Origin of the sequence: Sphingomonas lenta (genome assembly GCF_002288825.1) — a bacterium.
Lineage (GTDB): Bacteria > Pseudomonadota > Alphaproteobacteria > Sphingomonadales > Sphingomonadaceae > Sphingomonas > Sphingomonas lenta.
Genome location: NZ_NSLI01000002.1, coordinates 464,640 through 484,278 on the forward strand (window position 1 = coordinate 464,640; position 19,639 = coordinate 484,278).

13 protein-coding genes are annotated in these 19,639 nt (G+C 68.6%); 8 read left to right on the top strand and 5 right to left on the bottom strand.

Annotated features, from left to right (window positions below):
- The first annotated feature begins 73 nt into the window (after positions 1-73).
- A complete protein-coding gene (locus CKY28_RS05475; RefSeq protein WP_095997320.1) occupies positions 74-4,003 on the top strand; it encodes a TonB-dependent receptor domain-containing protein in 3,930 nt (1,309 codons plus the stop codon).
- Between the two features lie 48 nt (positions 4,004-4,051).
- Here CKY28_RS05475 and alr read toward each other — a convergent pair whose 3' ends face one another.
- Together alr and CKY28_RS05485 are read right to left on the bottom strand one after the other, a co-directional pair.
- A complete protein-coding gene (gene alr, locus CKY28_RS05480; protein ID WP_095997321.1) occupies positions 4,052-5,083 on the bottom strand; it encodes an alanine racemase in 1,032 nt (343 codons plus the stop codon).
- Between the two features lie 28 nt (positions 5,084-5,111).
- Positions 5,112-6,719 (bottom strand): MFS transporter, encoded by a 1,608-nt coding sequence (locus CKY28_RS05485; RefSeq protein WP_095997322.1) that lies wholly within the window; start codon positions 6,717-6,719, stop codon positions 5,112-5,114.
- Positions 6,720-6,890: 171 nt separating this feature from the next.
- On the opposite strand from CKY28_RS05485, the gene CKY28_RS05490 reads away from it, so the two are divergent.
- Genes CKY28_RS05490 through CKY28_RS05515 form a run of 6 tightly spaced genes read left to right on the top strand, consistent with a single transcriptional unit; the run spans position 6,891 to position 13,128 of the window.
- Positions 6,891-7,376, top strand: coding sequence for a (2Fe-2S)-binding protein (locus tag CKY28_RS05490; RefSeq protein ID WP_095997323.1), 486 nt, complete (start codon positions 6,891-6,893; stop codon positions 7,374-7,376).
- Positions 7,373-8,365 carry an FAD binding domain-containing protein gene (locus CKY28_RS05495; RefSeq protein WP_095997324.1) on the top strand — a complete coding sequence of 331 codons (993 nt, stop codon included), beginning with the start codon at positions 7,373-7,375 and terminating at the stop codon, positions 8,363-8,365. Before CKY28_RS05490 ends, CKY28_RS05495 begins: the two co-directional genes overlap by 4 nt.
- Positions 8,365-10,641 (top strand): xanthine dehydrogenase family protein molybdopterin-binding subunit, encoded by a 2,277-nt coding sequence (locus CKY28_RS05500; RefSeq protein ID WP_095997325.1) that lies wholly within the window; start codon positions 8,365-8,367, stop codon positions 10,639-10,641. Before CKY28_RS05495 ends, CKY28_RS05500 begins: the two co-directional genes overlap by 1 nt.
- Positions 10,642-10,655: 14 nt before the next feature.
- A complete protein-coding gene (locus tag CKY28_RS05505; RefSeq protein ID WP_176472966.1) occupies positions 10,656-11,609 on the top strand; it encodes an alpha/beta fold hydrolase in 954 nt (317 codons plus the stop codon).
- A complete protein-coding gene (locus CKY28_RS05510; RefSeq protein ID WP_095997327.1) occupies positions 11,606-12,199 on the top strand; it encodes a hypothetical protein in 594 nt (197 codons plus the stop codon). Before CKY28_RS05505 ends, CKY28_RS05510 begins: the two co-directional genes overlap by 4 nt.
- Positions 12,199-13,128 (top strand): EamA family transporter, encoded by a 930-nt coding sequence (locus tag CKY28_RS05515; protein ID WP_141243854.1) that lies wholly within the window; start codon positions 12,199-12,201, stop codon positions 13,126-13,128. Before CKY28_RS05510 ends, CKY28_RS05515 begins: the two co-directional genes overlap by 1 nt.
- Position 13,129: 1 nt before the next feature.
- On the opposite strand, the gene CKY28_RS05520 is transcribed toward CKY28_RS05515, so the two are convergent.
- The 3 genes from CKY28_RS05520 to CKY28_RS05530 are packed head-to-tail and all read right to left on the bottom strand — an operon-like array spanning position 13,130 to position 14,039.
- The gene (locus tag CKY28_RS05520) at positions 13,130-13,393 is read right to left on the bottom strand and encodes a DUF5985 family protein (RefSeq protein ID WP_095997329.1); all 264 of its coding nucleotides are present in this window, start codon (positions 13,391-13,393) and stop codon (positions 13,130-13,132) included.
- On the bottom strand, positions 13,387-13,662 hold the full coding sequence (locus tag CKY28_RS05525; protein ID WP_217989543.1) for a DUF5985 family protein: 276 nt from the start codon (positions 13,660-13,662) through the stop codon (positions 13,387-13,389). The genes CKY28_RS05520 and CKY28_RS05525 overlap by 7 nt, the downstream gene beginning before the upstream one ends.
- Positions 13,662-14,039: a hypothetical protein gene (locus CKY28_RS05530; protein WP_095997330.1), complete on the bottom strand. Its 378-nt coding sequence runs from the start codon at positions 14,037-14,039 to the stop codon at positions 13,662-13,664. The genes CKY28_RS05525 and CKY28_RS05530 overlap by 1 nt, the downstream gene beginning before the upstream one ends.
- A gap of 201 nt (positions 14,040-14,240) precedes the next feature.
- On the opposite strand from CKY28_RS05530, the gene CKY28_RS05535 reads away from it, so the two are divergent.
- A complete protein-coding gene (locus tag CKY28_RS05535; protein ID WP_095997331.1) occupies positions 14,241-19,631 on the top strand; it encodes a HAMP domain-containing protein in 5,391 nt (1,796 codons plus the stop codon).
- Positions 19,632-19,639: the final 8 nt, after the last annotated feature.

Consider the following 19,639-nt stretch of genomic DNA (forward strand, 5'->3'; position numbering starts at 1 on the left):
TGCGTGGTTCCGGTAACAAATCTTTCACGCAGCTTAACGGGCATTCCGCCCGTCCCGAGGGAAGCCAACAAGAATGAACGTGAATCGCTTGCTGGGCGCGACCGCGCTCGCCGGGTCGCTATTCGTCGCTCCGACCGTCTGGGCGCAGGCCGCGCCCAACGTGCCCAACCCGACCCGATCGACCGAGGTTACGCAAGAGACCACGGAGGCCGAAGAGGCCGCCCAAGAGAGCGCGGACGGCGAGGAGCGCGCGGGCAACGAGGTCATCGTCACCGGTTCGCGCATCCCGCGGCCGGAAACGAGTGGCGTCCTGCCCGGCGTGCAGGTGGACTCGGTGCAGATCCAGACGCGCGGCTTCACCAACGCGCTGGAGGTGGTAAACGACATCCCGCTCGTCGGTCCCGGCGCGAGCCCGCTCACCGGCAACAACGGTGGTCAGGCGGCGTCGCTCGGCGCGGGCTTTATCGACCTGCTCGACCTCGGCACCTCGCGTACGCTGGTGCTGGTCAACAACCGCCGCTTCGTGTCCGGCAACGCGGCGTCGCTGTTCGTGGCGGACAACGCCACCGGCAGCCAGGTGGACGTGAACGGCATTCCCACGTCCCTTATCGAGCGCGTGGACGTGCTAACGGTGGGCGGCGCGGCCGCCTACGGCTCGGACGCGATCGCGGGCGTGGTGAACTATATTCTCCGCGACGACTTCGACGGCTTCGAGGTCGGCACGTTGAGCGGCCTGAGCGACCGCGGCGATGCGGCGCAGTACCAGCTGCGCGCGCTCGCCGGCCGCAACTTCGCGGACGGGCGCGGCAACGTGACGGTCTCGGCCGAGTACAGCCGCAACGACGGTGTCCAGGCCGACGCGCGCGAGTTCCGGTTGCGGCGCGCGTCGACGCTCGCCAACGCCTTCCAAGGCGGCATACGCAACAACGCGTTCGCGGCCGGCATCATCGACGTGCAGGGGCAGAACAACGGCGCCTTTCTGCGAAACACGGACGACCTGCAGCCCGGCACGGTGCTGGGCGAGAACTTGATCAACCAGAGCCTCAGCTTCAACGGCACGATCCTGAACACCCTGGCGGGGCCGCCGGCCTACTACACGCCGCTGACCCAGACGGTGGGCGGCGTCACGCGCACGAGCAACTTCATCGCGCTCCGCAACGGGCTTGGTGCGACCCAGGGCCAAACGGTGCCGGCGACGACGCCGACCGGCGCGGCGACCACCGTGGGTTTGACCAACCAATTCTTCTTCAACACGTCGGCGCAGCTGGTCCAGGGCACGCCCGGCGCCACGCTGATCGCGGGCAACGGCCTGAATGGCCGTGCGACCCCGGCCACCGGCCTGCCGATCACGACGTTCGCGCCGACGACCCTGCCGACGGGCGTCACGCCGGCGCAGGTGTTCACGCAGTTCGGCGTGACGCCGCCCGCGGGCGCTACCGATGCGCAGCTCAGCACGCTCGCCATCAACGTCCTGCAGGCCAACAGGCCGACCGCGCGCGAGTTCTTCGCGGCCAATCCGAACGTGAACGCGAACGCGTTCATCGGCACCTTCTTCCCCGGCGTTCCCCGCATCGCGAACACCGACACGACCCCGGTCACCGTGCGTTCGAGCCAGACCGGCGGGACGGTGCAGGTGCCGCTGAACCAGGTCCTGCCCTTCGTGGCCGTGCCGCTGGAGTTCACGCCCGAAGGCAACATCCGCACCTACACCGCGGCCACGCTGACCCCGACCACCCCCGGCACCTTCGCGCAGTCGCCGGGGTCGAACGGCGGCTTCAGCCGCTCGATCGAGAACATCGTCCTGCGCACGCAGCAGGACCGCTTCATCACCAACTTCATCGGCAAGTTCGACCTGACGGACGAGGTGACGTTCTTCACGGAGAACCAGTATTCGAACACGCGGAACGTGTCGCTCCGCAACAGCCCCAGCCAGAACTTCGTGTCGACGGGTGCGGAGAACGCGGCGCTGGTGCTCACCCTCGACAACCCGTTCCTTGACGCGAACGACCGCGCGGTGCTGGCGTCCGTCGGCATCACGCCGCAGCGGAACGGCGGCACCTTCGCCCTGACGAGGCAGAACCAGGACATCTTCGGCGACAACCCGGTCAGGAACACGTCGGAGGTGTATCGCCTGGTCGGCGGCGCGCGCTCCAACTTCGAATTGCTGGGCCAGCGCTGGAACGCCGAGGTGTCGGCGACCTACGGCCGGGCCAAGCAGAAGACGCGCACAACCCAGATCGGCGACCTCGAATATCAGTTGGCGCTCGACGCGGTGGATCAGGGCGTGGCCACGACGGGCGTGGCGAACGGCAATATCGTCTGCCGCTCGCAGCTTTTCCCCCAGCAGTATCTCGGCCGTACGCCGATCGGAACGGTCGCCAACCTCACGCGCCGACCGGGCGCTGACGGCCTTCCGACCGAGGTGGTGTTCACCCCCGTCATCACCCAGGATCTGATCGACCGCTGCCGGCCGCTCAACCCGTTCGGCTTCAATCAGATGTCGGAGGAGTCGAAGCGCTACGTCCGTCAGGACAACCTGTTCACCAATATCGGCGAACAGCTGTTCCTTCAGGCGACGGTGGGCGGCGGCTTGTTCGATCTGCCGGGCGGGGTCGTCCAGGTGGCGGCCTTCGGCGAATACCGCAAGGAGAAGCTCGACTTCCGCACCGACGAGCTCAACCAGCTCGGACGCGGTCGCGCCGCCCCGTCGGCGCAGACGCAGGGTCAGATCGAAATCTACGAGGTCGGCGGCGAGGCGCGCATCCCGATTTTCGGCGACGGTTTCGGGCTGGGCGACCTGGAGTTCAACCCGTCAGTCCGCATCTCCAAGCAGGACGGGCGCGCCGCCTCGTTCCGCAACCTCGCCGGTCAGGTCGTGACGCCGCGTTCGGAGGGCGATCCCGCCACCATCTACTCGCTGGCGGGCAGCTTCCGGCCGGTGCCGGACATCACCATCCGCGGCAACTACACCAAGTCGATCCGTCAGCCGTCGGTGGTGGAGCTGTTCCTGGGCGGTCAGCCGGCCTTCGCCGCACCGACCGATCCCTGCGGCCCGACGCAGATCGGCACCGGCACGAGCGCCGCGACCCGCCGGGCCAACTGCGTGGCGGACGTGATCTCCCGCGGTTTGGCGTCCACTCCGGAGCAGGCCAACGCGTTCCTGCAGAATTTCGTGCCCAATCCGGCGTCGCTGCCGGGGAGCTTCGCGGGCGCACCAGGCCTCAAGCCCGAACGCGGCACGAGCTGGACGGCCGGCGCGATCCTGGCCCCGCGCTTCGTTCCGGGCCTGTCGCTCTCGGCCGACTACATCAACCTGGACCTGAAGGACATCATCCAGCCCACCTCGCTCGTCCAGGCGCTCCGGTTCTGCTACGACAGCCCGACTTTCCCGGACTCGTCCGGGCAGACGGGCGCGAACGCCTGCACCTTCTTCAATCGTCAGGCTGACTTCCAGGTCGCACCCGGCTTCGCGTCGGGCTTCATCAACTTGGCGGCCACCAAACTCCGGGCGATCAACATGTCGGGCCGGTACTCGTTCGAGATCCCCGGCGAGCTCGGGCAGCTCACGCTACGCGGCAACGCGTATCACCTGATCTCGTTCGAAGAGTCGGCCTCGGGCAACTTCTCGGACACTCTGGAGTCGGCAGGAACGTTCAATCGGCCGCGTTGGGAGGCGCAGGCTTCTGGCCGCTATGAAAAGGGCGCTTTCTACTCGCAGCTGACCTGGAACTGGCAAGATCGGACGCGCTTGTTCGTCGGCAGCGGGTTGACCTTCGGCGGCGGCACTCCCGCCACGGCTGAAGACTTCCCCAACATCTACTTCCCGAGCGTGAGCCGTTTCGACCTCGCGGTCGGCGCCAACCTGAACGACAATTTCCGCCTGCAACTCACGGTCATCAATCTGACCGATGAGAATTTCGCCGGCGAGAACGGCTTATTCCAGGGCGCGTTCATCGACCAGATCGGTCGCCGCTTCCAGGTCGCGACCAACATCCGGTTCTGAGCCGCATCGGTATATACTCAGGGGGCCGCCCTTCGGGGCGGCCCTTTTTTACGACCACAACCGATCGTAACGCGCGCCCAGGCCCGTCAGCAGCTCGTACTGCGACAGCCCGGACGCCGCGCTCTGGCCGGGCAGGTCGAACGCGATCGCGACCCAGTCGCCCTCGCGCAAGCCCGGCGCGATGCTCGCGTCGACCGCTATCAGGTCCATGGAAACCCGCCCGATCACGGGGAGCGTGCTGCCCTCCCATTCGATGCTACCGCGGTCGGAAAAGGCGCGAAGATAGCCGTCGGCGTAGCCGATGTTGAGGATCGCGACCTCCGTGTCCCGCGGAGCGCGCCAGGTCGCGTTGTAGCCTAAGCTGTCGCCCGCGGGGACGCGGCGGCGCTGGAGGACCTGCGCCTGCGGTCGGACTACCTGGCGCAAGCGCGCGCCCATGTCGGGCCGGGGCACGCCGCCATAGAGCGCGAGACCCGGTCGGGTAAGGTCGAAGTGATAGTCGGGCCCGAGCGCGATGCCGGCGGAGTTGGCCAGGCTCATGCGCCGCGCGTTCGTGCGCCCGGCGAGCCCTGCGAGCGCGTCGCGCTGGCGGCGGTTCATCTCGACCGGCTCCTCGGCGCAGGCGAGGTGGCTCATCAGCGTCTCGATCTCGAGTCCGTCGAGCGCGCCGGCTTCAACGTCGGTTACGGACAGGCCGAGGCGGTTCATGCCCGTGTCGACCATCACGTCGCACGCGCGCCCTCCCCCCACCCGCCAGCGCTCGACCTGTTCGGGGGTGTTGAGCACCGGGCGCGCGAAGCCGGCCAGCGCGGCGGGCATGTCCTCGTCACGAACGCCGTGGAGCACGGAAAGCTGAAGGCCGAGCGGCGCGAGGTGCTCCGCCTCACGCCAGTTGGAGACGAAGAAGTCGCGACAGCCCGCCTCCGCCAGACGCGTCGCGACCTCGCGCGCACCCAGGCCGTAGCCATCGGCCTTGACCGCCGCGCCGCACGCCGCGCGCCCGCTCATCGCGGCGAGCGTACGCCAGTTGTGTTGCAAGGCGGCGGTGTCGAGGAGGAGGCGTAGGGGCGAAGGCGTCACGCGCCTGCCCCTAGCCGCCGCCGGCGGCTCACGCCACCGCGCGCGTCTTCGGGTCTTCGTAGAGGAAGAACAGCGTGACCACGAGCGCCATCGCGACCACCGCGAAGGTGTACCAGAGCCCGGCGTACGGGTCGCCGGTGCGCGCGATGATGTACTGGCTGATCACGGGTAGGAAGCCGCCGAAATAGCCCGTGCCGATATGATAAGGGATCGACATGGAGCTATAGCGGATGCGCGGCGGGAACAGCTCGGACAGCAGCGCCGCGACCGGGCCGTAGGTGATGCCCGACAGCGCGGAGAGCGCCAGGATGCCGAACAGTATCACCGCGATGCCGCCCGCGTCGGGGCGGACGCGATCGAGATTATAGCGCGCCGCCTTGAGCGCGCCCTCGACCGTAGCAGGCCGGGTGTCGGGCAGCGGCTCGCCGCCGACGATCACCGCCAGCGCGGGCGCGGGGCGCGTCGTGTAGCTGACGCCGAGCTTGGAAAGCTGGTCGAGCACGCGGCCGCACGCGCTCGCCTGCGTCTTGGCGAACGGGTCGTAGCCGCAATCCTGGCCCGCCACCACGATGGACGCACGCCGCGACGCCTCGCTCAGGCCCGGATTGGCCGCGCCGCCGATCATCTGGAAAATGGGGAAGAGCAGCAGGAGCGTCAGCGCGTAGCCGATGACGATCGGCTTCTTGCGGCCGACCTTGTCGCTGAGCCAGCCAAACAGCACGAACCAGAACAGCCCGGAGGCCGCGCCCACGCCGACGAGGAGCTGCGCCGTCTGCTCCTCCACCTTGAGCGCGTTCTGGAGGAAGTAGAGGACCTGGAACATGGCGGTGTACCAGATTACCGTCAGCCCCGCGGCGATGCCGAACAGCGCCACGAACAGGCGGCGGCCGTTGCCCGGGTAGGTGAAGGTCTCCTTCAAGGGATTGCGCGCGACCTCGCCCGCTTCCTTCATCGCCTTGAACACGGGGCTCTCGGAGAGCTTGAGGCGCATCCAGAGCGAGATGGCGAGGAGCAGGAGCGAGAAGATGAAGGGGATGCGCCAGCCCCAGGCCTGCCAATCCTCCTGCCCCACGATCGCCTGCGTCGTCAGCACGACCGCGAGGCTGAGGATGAAGCCGCCCGCGACGCTGGCCTGGATGAAGCTGGTATAGAAGCCGCGCTTCTCGGGCGCGGCGTGCTCGGCGACGTAGATCGCGGCGCCGCCATACTCCCCGCCCAGCGCCAGGCCCTGGACGACGCGGAGTAGCAGAACGATCGCGGGCGCCCACAGCCCGATCGACGCCGCCGAGGGCACGAAGCCGATCGCTGCGGTCGCCACGCCCATCAGCGTAATCGTAACGAGGAAGGTATACTTTCGCCCGAGCTTGTCGCCGAAATAGCCGAACAGCACCGCACCCAGCGGCCGGAAGCCGAAGCCGATCGCGAAGCCCAGGAGCGACAGGATCAGCTCGATCGTGGGATTGCCCGAGGGGAAGAAGGTGCGCCCGACGATCGCGGCCAACGTGCCGTAGATGAAGAAGTCGTACCACTCGAACACCGTGCCGAGCGACGAGGCGGTGATCACGAGCTTGATGTCTGACGCGGACGGTTCGGCCGCCCCCGGCTGCATGTCATGCTCAAGTGCTTCTGCGGTCATGTCCTCTCCCCGGCTCCCGTGTAGCGGGGCCACGCGCGCGCTGGCAATCGCTTGGCCGTTTGCGACGAACCGATCGGGGCACGTGCAACAAAGGTCCGGAACGAGTATTACCTTGATCAACAGATCAATCGTTTGCGTAACACCCGTCCACTCCGGCTTCAGGGAGCCCCTATGGACCTGCGCTTGCTGATCAACGGCGCCGAGCACCGGCTCGACGTCGAACCGCGCGTGACCTTGCTCGACGCGCTGCGCGAACGCCTTCAGCTCACCGGCACCAAGAAAGGGTGCGATCAGGGCCAGTGCGGCGCGTGCACCGTGCATCTGGACGGCCGCCGCGTGCTCGCCTGCCTGACGCTGGCGGTGCAGGCGGAAGGACGCGAGGTCACGACGGTGGAGGGCTTGGCGGAGGCCGACGGTACGCTCCACCCCGTGCAGCGCGCCTTCATCCGGCACGACGCTTTCCAGTGCGGCTACTGCACGCCCGGGCAGATCATGTCGGCGGTGGCCTGCATCGAGGAGGGCCACGCGACCGACGACCACTCCATCCGCGAGTTCATGAGCGGCAATCTGTGCCGCTGCGGCGCCTACCCGCACATCGTCGCCGCCGTGCGCGAGGCCGCCGCCGAGATGGCGCCGATGCGGGAGGCGGCGGAATGAATAACTTCGAGTACAGCCGGCCCGAGACGGCGGAGGCGGCGATCGCGGCCGTCGCGGGCGACGCAAAGGCGCGCTTCCTGGCGGGCGGGACCACCTTGATCGATCTGATGAAGTGCGACGTGGAGGCACCCACGCACTTGGTGGACGTGTCACGCCTTCCGGGCCTCGACGCGATCGAGGTTGGACCGGGCGGTATCCGCATCGGCGCGGCGGCGAAGATGACGGACGTCGCCGAGCATCCGGCAGTCGCGCGCGACTATCCAGGGATGCGCGAGGCGCTGCTGCTCGGCGCGTCGACGCAGCTCAGGAACATGGCGTCGATCGGCGGCAACCTCATGCAGCGCACGCGCTGCTCCTACTTCCGCGACCCCAGCTACGCGCAATGCAACAAGCGCAAGCCCGGATCGGGCTGCGCGGCGATCGACGGCGTCAATCGGGGCCACGCGATCCTGGGCACGTCCGAGCTGTGCATCGCCACCTATCCCGGCGATTTCGCGGTGTCGCTGATGGCGCTCGACGCGACGGTGCACGTCCAGAACGGCCGCGCGACCGCTTTTCCCATCGACGACTTCTTCCTGCCCTATGGGCCAAGTCCCCACATCGAGCATCCGATCGGGCGCGACGAGCTGATCGTCGCGGTCGAGGTTCCCGCCTCGGCCGCGGCGCGCCGGTCGCACTACCTCAAGGTACGCGACCGCGAGTCGTACGAGTTCGCCGCCTGCTCCGCCGCGGTCGGCCTGGAGCTGGAGCCGGACGGACGCACGGTAAGAGACGTTCGCGTCGCCTTGGGCGGCGTGGCGAGCAAGCCCTGGCGCGCGCGCCAAGTCGAGGCCGCGCTCCGGGGCAAGACGTTCGACGAGCCCACGATCCGCCGGGCGTGCGAGCTGGCGGTCGAGGGCGCGAAGGACTGGGGGCATAACGGTTTCAAGATCACGCTCGCGCCGCGCGTCGCGGCCAGGGCGCTGATGCAGGTCGGAGGGCTGGAGTAATGGCGACCGCGTTTACCCCCACCCGCGCCGGATCGCCGCTCGGCCGGCCCACCGACCGGATCGACGGGCCGCGTAAGGTAGGCGGCCATGCCGACTACGCCGCCGAGCATTTCCCGCCGGGCGTGGTCCACGCTGTACTCGTCCAGAGCACGGTCGGTAACGGCCGCGTCGCACGAGTCGACCATGCGTCCGTCGAGAGCATGCCCGGCGTTCTGGCGGTGATCAGCCACCGGAACGCGCCGAAGATCGCGACGCCCAAGGTCTTTCCCATGGGCGCGGCCGCGTCGAGCTTCGTGCCCTTCCAGGACGACCGAGTCCGCTACAACGGCCAGCATGTCGCGTTGGTGGTCGCCGACACGCTGGAGCACGCCACCGCCGCGGGCCGCGCGCTCGCGGTCGAGTACGCGCCCGAGCCCGCCGTGTCGGGCATCGCCGATCCCAAGGCCGAGCCCAAGCCCGCAGCGGATTTCGGCGGCCAAGCGCCCGATGCGGAATGGGGCGATCCCGACGCCGCGCTGGCAGACGCGCCGGTACGGCTCGACCTGCGCTACACGACGCCGCGCGAGTACAACGCGCCCATCGAGCCGCACGCCACCGTCGCGCAATGGGGCGAGGACGGCTCGCTCACCGTCTGGGAGCCCAGCCAGTGGGTCGAGGGCGCGCGCCAGGTGTTCAGCGAGTGGTTCGGGCTGCCGCTCGAGAAGATCAGGGTCATCAGCCCGTTCATCGGCGGCGGCTTCGGCTGCAAGGCCTGCCCGCAGCCGCACGCCGCCGCCGCGGTGCTCGCGGCCAAGATGGTGGGCCGCCCCGTCAAGCTCGCCGTCACCCGGCCGCAGATGTTCACCAGCCACGGCGGCCGCGCCGCGACGCGCCAGACGCTGTCGATCGGCGCGGATCGGGACGGCAAGCTCCAGGCGATCGTGCAGGAGAGCGTCAACGAGACCTCGCTCGACGACGCGTTCGTGGAGCCCGGCGGGTCGGTAACGGCGCTGATGTACGGCGTCCCGAACCTGCGCACGACGCACAAGCTGGTGCGCTGCAACGTCGTCACCCCTGGCTGGATGCGCGCGCCGGGCGAGGCGGTCAGCAGCTTCGCGCTCGAATGCGCGATGGACGAGCTCGCGCATGAGCTTGGGCTCGACCCGATCGAGCTGCGCCTGCGCAACTGGACCGACACCGATCCCCACGGCGGCAAACCCTGGTCAACGCGGCGCCTGCGTGAGGCGTACGAGGCCGGCGTGCGCGCGATCGGCTGGGAACGGCGCAGCACCACGCCCCGCTCGGTCCGTGAGGGCCGCAAGCTGGTCGGCATCGGCATGGCGGCGGGCACCTACCCCGTCATGCGCACGCCGTCCGAGGCGCTGGTGCGCGTGACCGCCGACGGCGAGGTGCAGGTCGAGTCGGGCGGCACCGACATCGGCACCGGTCTCTACACCATCTGCGCGCAGACCGCCGCCGAGGTGCTCGGCGTCGACGCGGCGGACGTGCGCGTGCGGCTGGGCGACACGGAGCTCGCCCGCGCGCCGCTGGCCGGGGGATCGCAGCTGTCGGGCGACCTGCTGCCCGTGATCCACGGCGCGGCCGAGCGGGTGCGCGACGAACTTCTTCAGATCGCCGCGCGTGAGCTTCAAGCGAACGACTTGGCCGTCGAGGGCGGTCGGGTGATCGTGCCCGGCGACCCATCGCGCGCGGTCGGCTTCGCCGACCTCGTCCGCCGCTCGGGGAAGAACGCGATCGAGGTGCTGCACGACAATCTGCCGCCCGACGCCAACTCGGAGGAGGATCGCCGCCTGACGTTCAACGGCGTGTCCAAGCTCGATTTCGACCCCTCCCCCAACTACGCCATGCACAGCTGGCAGGCGAGCTTCGTCGAGGTCCATGTCGACGAGGATTTCGGCACGGTGCGCGTCAAGCGGATCGTCTCCGCCGTCGATTGCGGACGGCTCTACAATCCCAAGACCGCCGAGAGCCAAATCCAGGGCGGCGTCATCATGGGACTCGGCATGGCGCTGCTGGAGGCGGCCGAGGTCGATCCCACCTCCGCGCGCATCACCAACAACAACCTCGCCGAGTACATGCTGCCCGTCCACGCCGACGTGCCCGACATCGAGGTGATCTCGGTCGGCGAGCCTGATTACGAGGCGAATCCGCTGGGCGGGAAATGCGTGGGCGAGCTCGGCATCACCGGCATCGCGGCCGCGATCGCCAACGCCGTGTTCAACGCGACCGGCAAGCGCGTGCGCGACCTTCCGATCACCTTGGAGAAGCTGATCTAACCGGGAGGACACGCATGGGCGTGAAGCGGCCGAGCACGGATCCCGGCGACCTTTATTATCGCGACCGGCTGGCCGCCGTCGCGCCGTTCGACCCGGTGGCGTTCGCCCGCACCTTCGAGCACCGCCGCGCGCGGATCGGCGGGGTGAACCTGCACTACGTGATCGGCGGGACCGGCCCCGTGATCCTGTTCGGCCATGGGTGGCCCGCATCCTGGTACGAGTGGCGCAAGGTCATGCCCATGCTGGCGGACCGCTTTACCTGCGTCGCGTTCGACATGCCGGGCATCGGCGACTCCTCCGCCCCGCCCGCCTTCGATAAGGTCACGGTCGGCGACATCATCCGCGACTTCGTCCGCGACGAGCTGGACGAGCGCGAGCTGTTCGTCGTCGGCCACGACGTCTCCGGCCCGCCGCTCGCGGCGATGGCGGCCTATAATCCCGGCTTGGTGAAGCGGCTCCTCTTCACCGAGACGTCGCTGCTGGACGAGGAGATGGGCCCCATCCTCCTCGCGCACCTGAACGAGATCTGGCATTTCCCCGTCAACGCGGCGCGCCTGTCGCCCTCTTTCGCGAGCGGGCGGGAGGACCAGTTCATCCCGCAATTCTTCACCGACTGGGTCTACAATGTCGGCGCGATCGGCCCCGAGGACGTCGCCGAATACATCCGCGTCAACAAGCGGCCGGGTGCGCTGGAGTGCGGGGCGTCATACTACAACGCCCGGCCCACGCCGGCCGACGGCGGCGGCGAGCTGCCCGCCGCCTCGCTCAGCATGCCGCTCCTCTTCATCGGCGCGGAGCTGGGGTTCGGCGGCCATCTCGGCGGCGACGAACGCCTCGCCTTCCGCACGATCGAGAAGTACGCGACGCAGGCGCGATATGAGGTGGTCGACCGGTGCAGCCACTGGGTCTCGGAGGACCGGCCCGTGTTCCTGGCCGAACGCATCGCGTCGTTCTTCGGCGAAGCATGATCCGGGCGATGCCGCTGGCGGCGATCGCCGCGCTCTGGCCGTCGCCGGTCACCCCACGACCCATGCCCTTCACCAACGACGATCTTGTCGGCGAGTGGTGGTCCGGCGGATGCCGCCGGACGCAGCTGGCCGAAACCGGTGCGCCCGTGTTCCTGGAGCGACGCTACCAGTACAGCCGGACCAATTACGTCGTGCGCTATTCCTTCTTCGAGGACGAGGGCTGTCGGAGCCCCCTCTACAGCTTCGTCGCGACCGGCCCTTATGAGCTGGGCCGCGTCCATCCCACGCTGCCCGACACGCGAGAGGCGACGATCTTCATCGACTCCATGTTCTACGTCGCGGAGAGCGAAGCGGGCCGTCGCGCGCTCGGCGCGTGCGGCCGGCGCCTCGCGATCGGGGCCTATAAGGACGTGACGGAGACCGGGTGCGGCGATTTTCCGCCGCGGCGCGACTGCATCGGCGACTATGAGCTGTTCCGCGTCGAGGCGGGCGTCTTTTACCCCGGCCTGCGGACCGCGGACATGTGCCGGCCGGAGGGGCGTCCGCGGGCGACGCAGACGGTCGGCGCGGCGAAGCAGGCCGCGCGCTGATGGCGACCGCTTCCCCGGCCGCACCCGCGACGCGGGCGACCTGGGCCGTCCCGCTCGCGCTCGGCGTGGTGTGGTTCTCGTCGGGCGCGAACTTCCTGGCATTTAAGGTGGCGGTCGGGACGATCCCGCCCTTCCTGATGATCGCGGTGCGGCTGCTCGTCGCGGGCGTGCTGCTGCTGCCGATCAGCCTGTGTGTCGAGCGCGGCGGCTGGCCGAGCGGGACGCAGTGGCGCAACGTGGCGGTCATGGCGGTGCTGCTGCTGGTGATCGGCCAGGGCGCGGTGGTGTGGGGCGTGCAGTATCTGCCCGCGGGCACGACGGCGGTGTTCGTCTCCTCGACGCCGCTCTGGCTCGCGCTGTTCGAGCGGCTGCGCGGGCACCCGCTCACGCGGCGGGCGCTGATCGGACTCGGACTGGGCTTCGCGGGGCTGGTGGTGCTCTCGACCGCCGGTGGCGGCGAGGGCTCGGTCGATCCGGTCGCGGTCGCCGCGGTGCTCGCGGGCGCCGCTGCCTGGGCGGCGGGGTCGCTGGTCGGGCACGACGCCGACGTGCCGCCCGCCTTCACGGGCACCGCGCTCCAAATGCTGATCGCGGGCGCGGTGCTGGCGGCGGTGGCGTTCGGATCGGGCGAGGTCGCCGGGTTCGAGCCCGAGCAGGTCTCACGCCGCAGCATCCATGCGCTCGGCTACCTGATTGTGGTGGGCTCGATGATCGGTTTCGGCGGCTTCGTCTGGCTGACCCACGCGGCGTCGCCGACGTTGACCGGCACCTTCGCCTATGTGGGGCCGGTGGTCGCGCTCGCCCTCAGCGCCTGGCTGCTCGACGAGCCGCTCACCGCGCCCAAGCTCGGCGCGGCCGCGCTGGCGCTGGCGGGCGTGGCGCTGATGGCGACGGGCGCTCGGCCCAAGCAGCGCCCTTGCGGGCAGTAGGTCAGCGGTTCTTGCGCACGATCGCGATGATGAGGACCAGGAACGCGAAAAGCCGGATCAGGTAGAGCCCGCTCCGCTCCTCCACGGGGATGTCGGTGAGCGCGAGCAGCGCCTGCGTCAGCCCGAGCAGCCAGAAGCAGGCGGCGAAGGCCAGGAATAACCCGTCGCGCGTCCGCCGCCAGAAGCGCAGGAAGAACAACCCCGCGACGAGGAAGCCCATCACCGCCGCGCCGGCGATGAAGTCGTAGGTCACGGCGCTCAGCATTCCTCCAGGTCCCAGATGCAGCCGAACAGCAGCACGCCCACCGCCGCCAGCGCGAGCAGCACGCGGGGCGAGCGGAAGTCGCTCGCGGTGAGCACCAGCAGGTCGATCACGAGCAGCAGGTTCTGCGCGGCCAGGAGCACGAAACAGAGCGCGCTCCACAGCAGCAGCCGCGCGCCGGTCCGGCGGAAGCTGCGGCCGAGCAGCCAGGCGCACGCCGTGCTGGTGGCGAAGCACAGCACGTACACCGCCGCAGGCAGGAATTCCCCCATCAGTCCTTCCTCAGCTTGAACGCGTCGGCGAAGGCGGCGAGGTCGCCGCCCCGATTCGCGCCCGCGATGATGGCGCGGCGCACCCGGTCGGGGCGACGCGCATATTCCAGCTCCACCTCCTCGATGAGTTGGTCGAGCGCGGGCGTGGCGGGCTGATACCGCGCCGAGCCGTCCTCGCCCAGGTCGATCAGCCCGGCCGCGAACAGCGCCTGCGCGCTGCGGGCGACGAGCAGGTCGCTGCCGCGCAACGACGCCACCATCTCCGCGGGCGACCAGCTCCGGTCGCGGTGCGTCTTCAGGAACAGCAGGAGCTCGAGCGACCAGATGCTGCTGAAGGTCGAACCGATGAAGCTCGAAAGTTCCTGCTTCGAGGTCATTCGTCCCGACCCGGTCCTCGCCTGCGCCCCCACCTGCGGACGTCGAGGACGACCGCGGCCGCCCTGATAACGTCGGGCCTCGCCCTGACAACCCCTTGCGGCGGCTCGTCGCATGGGCCAATTTCCCACGCGCATGGGGGAGCATAACCTGCTATAGCGGCGGAACTTTCCTCAACATCGCCAAGCAGTTGGAGCACAGCGTTGCAGACCGAAACCTCGCGTGAGATCATCGACCGCCGTCAGCTCGTCTCCGCGTTGCGTAGTTTCAGGAGGGGAGACTTCGCGGTCCGCCTGCCCGAGGACATGCCGGGGATCGACGGCGAGATCGCGACGCTGTTCAACGAGGTCGTCTCCATGAACCAGGAGATGACGCGCGAGATCCAGCGGCTTTCCGTCGTCGTCGGTAAGGAAGGCAAGATCACGCAGCGCGGCCGCGTGCCGGGTGCGACGGGCGGCTGGGAGGCCAAGCTCAACGCCGTCAACGAGCTGATCGAGGACATGGTGCAGCCGACCGCCGAGGTCAGCCGCGTCATCGGCGCGGTGGCGAAGGGCGACCTGTCGCAGTCGATGACCGTCGAGATTGACGGCCGACCGTTGCGCGGCGAGTTCCTGCGCATCGGCAACGTCGTGAACACCATGGTGGAGCAGCTCGCCTCGTTCGCCTCCGAGGTGACTCGCGTGGCGCGCGAGGTGGGCACGGAGGGCAAGCTGGGTGGGCAGGCGACCGTGAAGGGCGTGGCCGGCACCTGGAAGGACCTGACGGACAACGTGAACGCGATGGCGACCAACCTGACGGGTCAGGTGCGCAACATCGCCGAGGTGACGACCGCGGTGGCGAGCGGCGACTTGTCCAAGAAGATCACCGTGGAGGTGAAGGGCGAGATCCTGGAGCTGAAGAACACCATCAACGTCATGGTGGACCAGCTCAACTCGTTCGCGTCGGAGGTGACGCGCGTGGCGCGCGAGGTGGGTACGGAAGGCAAGCTCGGCGGCCAGGCGCGCGTGGAGGGCGTCGCCGGCACCTGGAAGGACCTCACGGACAACGTGAACCTGATGGCCGACAATCTGACCGGCCAGGTCCGCAACATCGCCGAGGTGACGACGGCGGTGGCGTCGGGCGACTTGTCCAAGAAGATCACGGTGGACGTGAAGGGCGAGATCCTGGAGCTGAAGAACACCATCAACGTCATGGTGGACCAGCTGAACGGCTTCGCGTCCGAGGTGACGCGCGTGGCGCGCGAGGTGGGTACGGAGGGCAAGCTGGGCGGCCAGGCGCAGGTGCCCGGCGTCGCGGGTACCTGGAAGGACCTCACCGACAATGTGAACCTGATGGCCGACAATCTGACCGGCCAGGTGCGCAACATCGCGGAAGTTACCACCGCCGTGGCGTCGGGCGACTTGTCCAAGAAGATCACGGTGGACGTGAAGGGCGAGATCCTGGAGCTGAAGAACACCATCAACACCATGGTGGACCAGCTGAACGGCTTCGCGTCGGAGGTGACGCGCGTGGCGCGCGAGGTGGGCACGGAAGGCAAGCTCGGCGGCCAGGCGCAGGTGCACGGCGTCGCGGGCACGTGGGCGAACCTGACGGACAACGTGAACCTGATGGCGGCCAACCTGACGGGTCAGGTGCGCAACATCGCCGACGTGACCACCGCCGTCGCCAAGGGCGACCTTTCCAAGAAGATCACCGTGGAGGTGAAGGGCGAGATCCTGGAGCTGAAGAACACCATCAACACCATGGTGGACCAGCTGAACGGCTTCGCGTCGGAGGTGACGCGCGTGGCCCGCGAGGTGGGCTCAGAAGGCAAGCTCGGCGGCCAGGCCAAGGTGGAGGGCGTCGCCGGCACCTGGGCCGACTTGACGGACTCGGTGAACCTGATGGCGGGCAACCTGACGGGTCAGGTGCGCAACATCGCCGAGGTTACCACCGCCGTGGCGCGCGGCGACTTGTCCAAGAAGATCACCGTGGACGTGAAGGGCGAGATCCTGGAGCTGAAGGACACCATCAACGTCATGGTGGACCAGCTGAACTCGTTCGCGTCGGAGGTGACGCGCGTGGCGCGCGAGGTGGGCTCGGAGGGCAAGCTCGGCGGTCAGGCGCAGGTCGTCGGCGTGGGCGGTACCTGGAAGGACCTGACCGAGAACGTGAACGCCATGGCGGCGAACCTGACGGGTCAGGTGCGCAACATCGCCGAGGTGACGACCGCGGTGGCTTTGGGCGACCTGTCCAAGAAGATCACGGTGGACGTGAAGGGCGAAATCCTGGAGCTGAAGAACACCATCAACACGATGGTGGACCAGCTGAACTCGTTCGCGTCGGAGGTGACGCGCGTGGCGCGCGAGGTGGGTACCGAGGGCAAGCTGGGCGGCCAGGCGCAGGTGCGCGGCGTCGCGGGCACCTGGGCCGACCTCACCGACAACGTGAACCTGATGGCCGCGAACCTGACGGGTCAGGTACGCAACATCGCCGACGTGACCACCGCCGTCGCGAAGGGCGACCTGTCCAAGAAGATCACCGTGGACGTGAAGGGCGAGATCCTCGCGCTCAAGGACACGATCAACGTCATGGTGGACCAGCTGAACGGCTTCGCCAGCGAGGTGACCCGCGTGGCCCGCGAGGTGGGTACGGAAGGTAAGCTGGGCGGTCAGGCGCAGGTACCGGGCGTGGGCGGCACCTGGAAGGACCTGACCGACAACGTGAACCTGATGGCGACCAACCTGACCAACCAGGTGCGCGGCATCGCCAGCGTCGTGACCGCGGTGGCGCAGGGCGACCTCCGCAAAAAGCTGACGCTCGACGCCAAGGGCGAGATCGCGGCGCTCGCCGAGACGATCAACTTCATGATCGAGACGCTGGCGACGTTCGCGGACCAGGTGACCAACATGGCTCGCGAGGTAGGCATCGAGGGCAAGCTGGGCGGCCAGGCGCGCGTGCCGGGCGCGGCGGGCCTGTGGCGCGACCTCACCGACAACGTGAACCAGCTCGCCGCCAACCTGACCAACCAGGTGCGCTCGATCGCCGACGTGGCGACCGCCGTGACCAAGGGCGACCTCACCCGCTCGATCGCCGTGGAGGCGTCGGGCGAGATGGCGGCGCTCAAGGACAACATCAACGAGATGATCCGCAACCTCGCGGAGCAGACGCTGAAGAACGCCGAGCAGGACTGGCTCAAGACCAACCTCGCCCGCTTCAGCCGCATGCTCCAGGGCGAGCGCGACCTGGCGACCGTGTCGAACCTGATCATGTCCGAGCTCGCGCCGCTCGTGAACGCGCAGTACGGCGTGTTCTACGTCGCCAAGCGCGAGGAGGACGAGACCAAGCTGGAGCTCGTCGCCAGCTACGGCGCGGAGAGCCCGGCGGAGCTCAAGCACGAGTTCCGCCTGCGCGAGGGGCTGGTCGGCCAGGCCGCCGCCGACAAGCGCCCGATCATCCTGGAGAACGCGCCCGCGGGCTTCGTCCGCATCGGCTCCGGCCTCGGCCACGCCGCGCCGTCCACCATCGCCATCCTCCCCGCCCTGTTCGAGGACGAGGTGAAGGCGGTGATCGAGCTCGCCTCGTTCAGCGAGTTGAACGAGACGCACCGGACCTTCCTCGACCAGCTCATGGAGTCGGTCGGCATCGTGCTCAACACGATCGCCGCGACCATGCGCACCGAGGGCCTGCTCAAGCAGTCGCAGCTGCTCACCACCGAGCTCCAGGCGCGCCAGACGGAGCTGACGACCAAGCAGGAGGAGCTGCACGCCACCAACGAGGAGCTGGGCGAGAAGGCGCAGCTGCTCGAGAACGAGAAGAAGCAGGTCGAAGCCAAGAACGTCGAGATCGAGATGGCGCGCCGCGCCGTCGAGGAGAAGGCCGAGCAGCTGGCGCTGACCTCCAAGTACAAGTCCGAGTTCCTCGCGAACATGAGCCACGAGCTCCGGACGCCGCTCAACTCGCTGCTGATCCTGTCCAAGCTGCTGGCCGACAACCCGCAGGGCAACCTCAACGAGAAGCAGACGGAGTTCGCCCGCACCATCCACGGCGCGGGGTCGGACCTGCTCTCGCTCATCAACGACATCCTCGACCTGTCGAAGATCGAGTCGGGCACGGTGTCGATCGAGCTGGGCGACATGCCCCTGGTCGGTCTGAAGCAGCACATGGAGCGCACTTTCCGCCAGCTCGCGGCGGACAAGAGCCTCGACTTCAACGTCGAGTTCGACACGCGCCTGCCGTCGACGATCCGCACGGACGAGAAGCGGTTGCAGCAGGTCGTGCTCAACCTGCTCTCCAATGCGTTCAAGTTCACCGCCCATGGATCAGTCACGCTGGCCGTGCGCGCCGCGTCGTCGGGCTGGTCGACCAACCACCCCGTGCTGCGTGGCGCGAACCAGGCGATCGAGATCGCGGTGACCGACACGGGCATCGGCATCCCCGAGGACAAGCAGAAGCTGATCTTCGAGGCGTTCCAGCAGGCGGACGGCACCACCAGCCGCAAATATGGCGGCACGGGCCTGGGCCTGTCGATCAGCCGCGAGATCGCGCGCCTGCTCGGCGGCGAGCTGCAGGTGCGGTCCAAGCCGGGCGAAGGCTCGACCTTCACGCTCTTCGTGCCGCTTCAGGCGGCCGCCCCCGTCGTAGCCGCGACCGGCGGCACGCCGGCCCGCTACGACAACTCCGGCGCGCTCGTGCCCTCGGCGCTGCCGACCGAATATGAGCTGACCGACGACCGCGACCAGTTGGGCGACGACCCGTTCGTGCTCATCGTCGAGGACGATCCGACCTTCGCGTCGATCCTGCTCGACCTGGCGCGCGAGGCGGGGCTGAAGGGCGTGGTGTCCACCGCGGGCGCGGGCACGCTGCAGATGGCGCGCAAGCTCCAGCCGGACGCGATCACGCTCGATCTGGGCCTGAGCGACATCGACGGCTTCGTGCTCCTCGACCTCCTGAAGCACGACCCGCAGACCGCGCACATGCCGATCCACGTCATCTCCGGCGCGGATAAGATGTCGAAGGTGCTCGACATGGGCGCGTTCGGTGTCACCGCGAAGCCGGCGGAGCAGGCCGCGCTCACGGCCGTGTTCCAGACGTTCGCCGACCTGGTGCGCGACAAGGGCCCGCGTGAAGCGCCCGTCGTGCCGAAGCTGGGGAGCTACACGCCCCTGAGCTCGCGTCAGGTGCCCGAGCTCGCGGGCGCGAAGATCCTCATCGTCGACGACGACATCCGCAACATCTACTCGCTGACCAGCGTGCTGGAGAGCTACGACGTCGAGGTGCTCCACGCCGAGCGCGGCCGCGACGGCATCCTCATCCTCGAGCAGACGCCGGACATAGACATCGGCCTCATCGACATCATGATGCCGGAGATGGACGGCTACGAGACGATGCAGGAGATCCGGAAGCGGCCGAGCCTCGCCGACGTGCCGCTGGTGGCGGTCACCGCCAAGGCGATGAAGGGTGACCGGCAGAAGTGCCTGGACGCGGGCGCGTCCGACTATATCGCCAAGCCCGTCGACATCGACCTGCTGCTCGCCCTACTCCGCGTCTGGATCGCGCGCTCGCGCGAGCGTAAGCCGGTGGAGATGACGATCACGCCGGTAATCCAAGGCTAAGGGTTGAG

Bases quoted from the DNA above. Each gene is read 5' to 3' on its own strand.
- CKY28_RS05475 (WP_095997320.1), top strand. From the start codon at position 74: ATGAACGTGAATCGCTTGCTGGGCGCGACCGCGCTCGCCGGGTCGCTA.
- CKY28_RS05485 (WP_095997322.1), bottom strand. From the start codon at position 6,719: ATGACCGCAGAAGCACTTGAGCATGACATGCAGCCGGGGGCGGCCGAA.
- CKY28_RS05490 (WP_095997323.1), top strand. From the start codon at position 6,891: ATGGACCTGCGCTTGCTGATCAACGGCGCCGAGCACCGGCTCGACGTC.
- CKY28_RS05495 (WP_095997324.1), top strand. From the start codon at position 7,373: ATGAATAACTTCGAGTACAGCCGGCCCGAGACGGCGGAGGCGGCGATC.
- CKY28_RS05500 (WP_095997325.1), top strand. From the start codon at position 8,365: ATGGCGACCGCGTTTACCCCCACCCGCGCCGGATCGCCGCTCGGCCGG.
- CKY28_RS05505 (WP_176472966.1), top strand. From the start codon at position 10,656: ATGGGCGTGAAGCGGCCGAGCACGGATCCCGGCGACCTTTATTATCGC.
- CKY28_RS05510 (WP_095997327.1), top strand. From the start codon at position 11,606: ATGATCCGGGCGATGCCGCTGGCGGCGATCGCCGCGCTCTGGCCGTCG.
- CKY28_RS05515 (WP_141243854.1), top strand. From the start codon at position 12,199: ATGGCGACCGCTTCCCCGGCCGCACCCGCGACGCGGGCGACCTGGGCC.
- CKY28_RS05520 (WP_095997329.1), bottom strand. From the start codon at position 13,393: ATGCTGAGCGCCGTGACCTACGACTTCATCGCCGGCGCGGCGGTGATG.
- CKY28_RS05525 (WP_217989543.1), bottom strand. From the start codon at position 13,662: ATGGGGGAATTCCTGCCTGCGGCGGTGTACGTGCTGTGCTTCGCCACC.
- CKY28_RS05530 (WP_095997330.1), bottom strand. From the start codon at position 14,039: ATGACCTCGAAGCAGGAACTTTCGAGCTTCATCGGTTCGACCTTCAGC.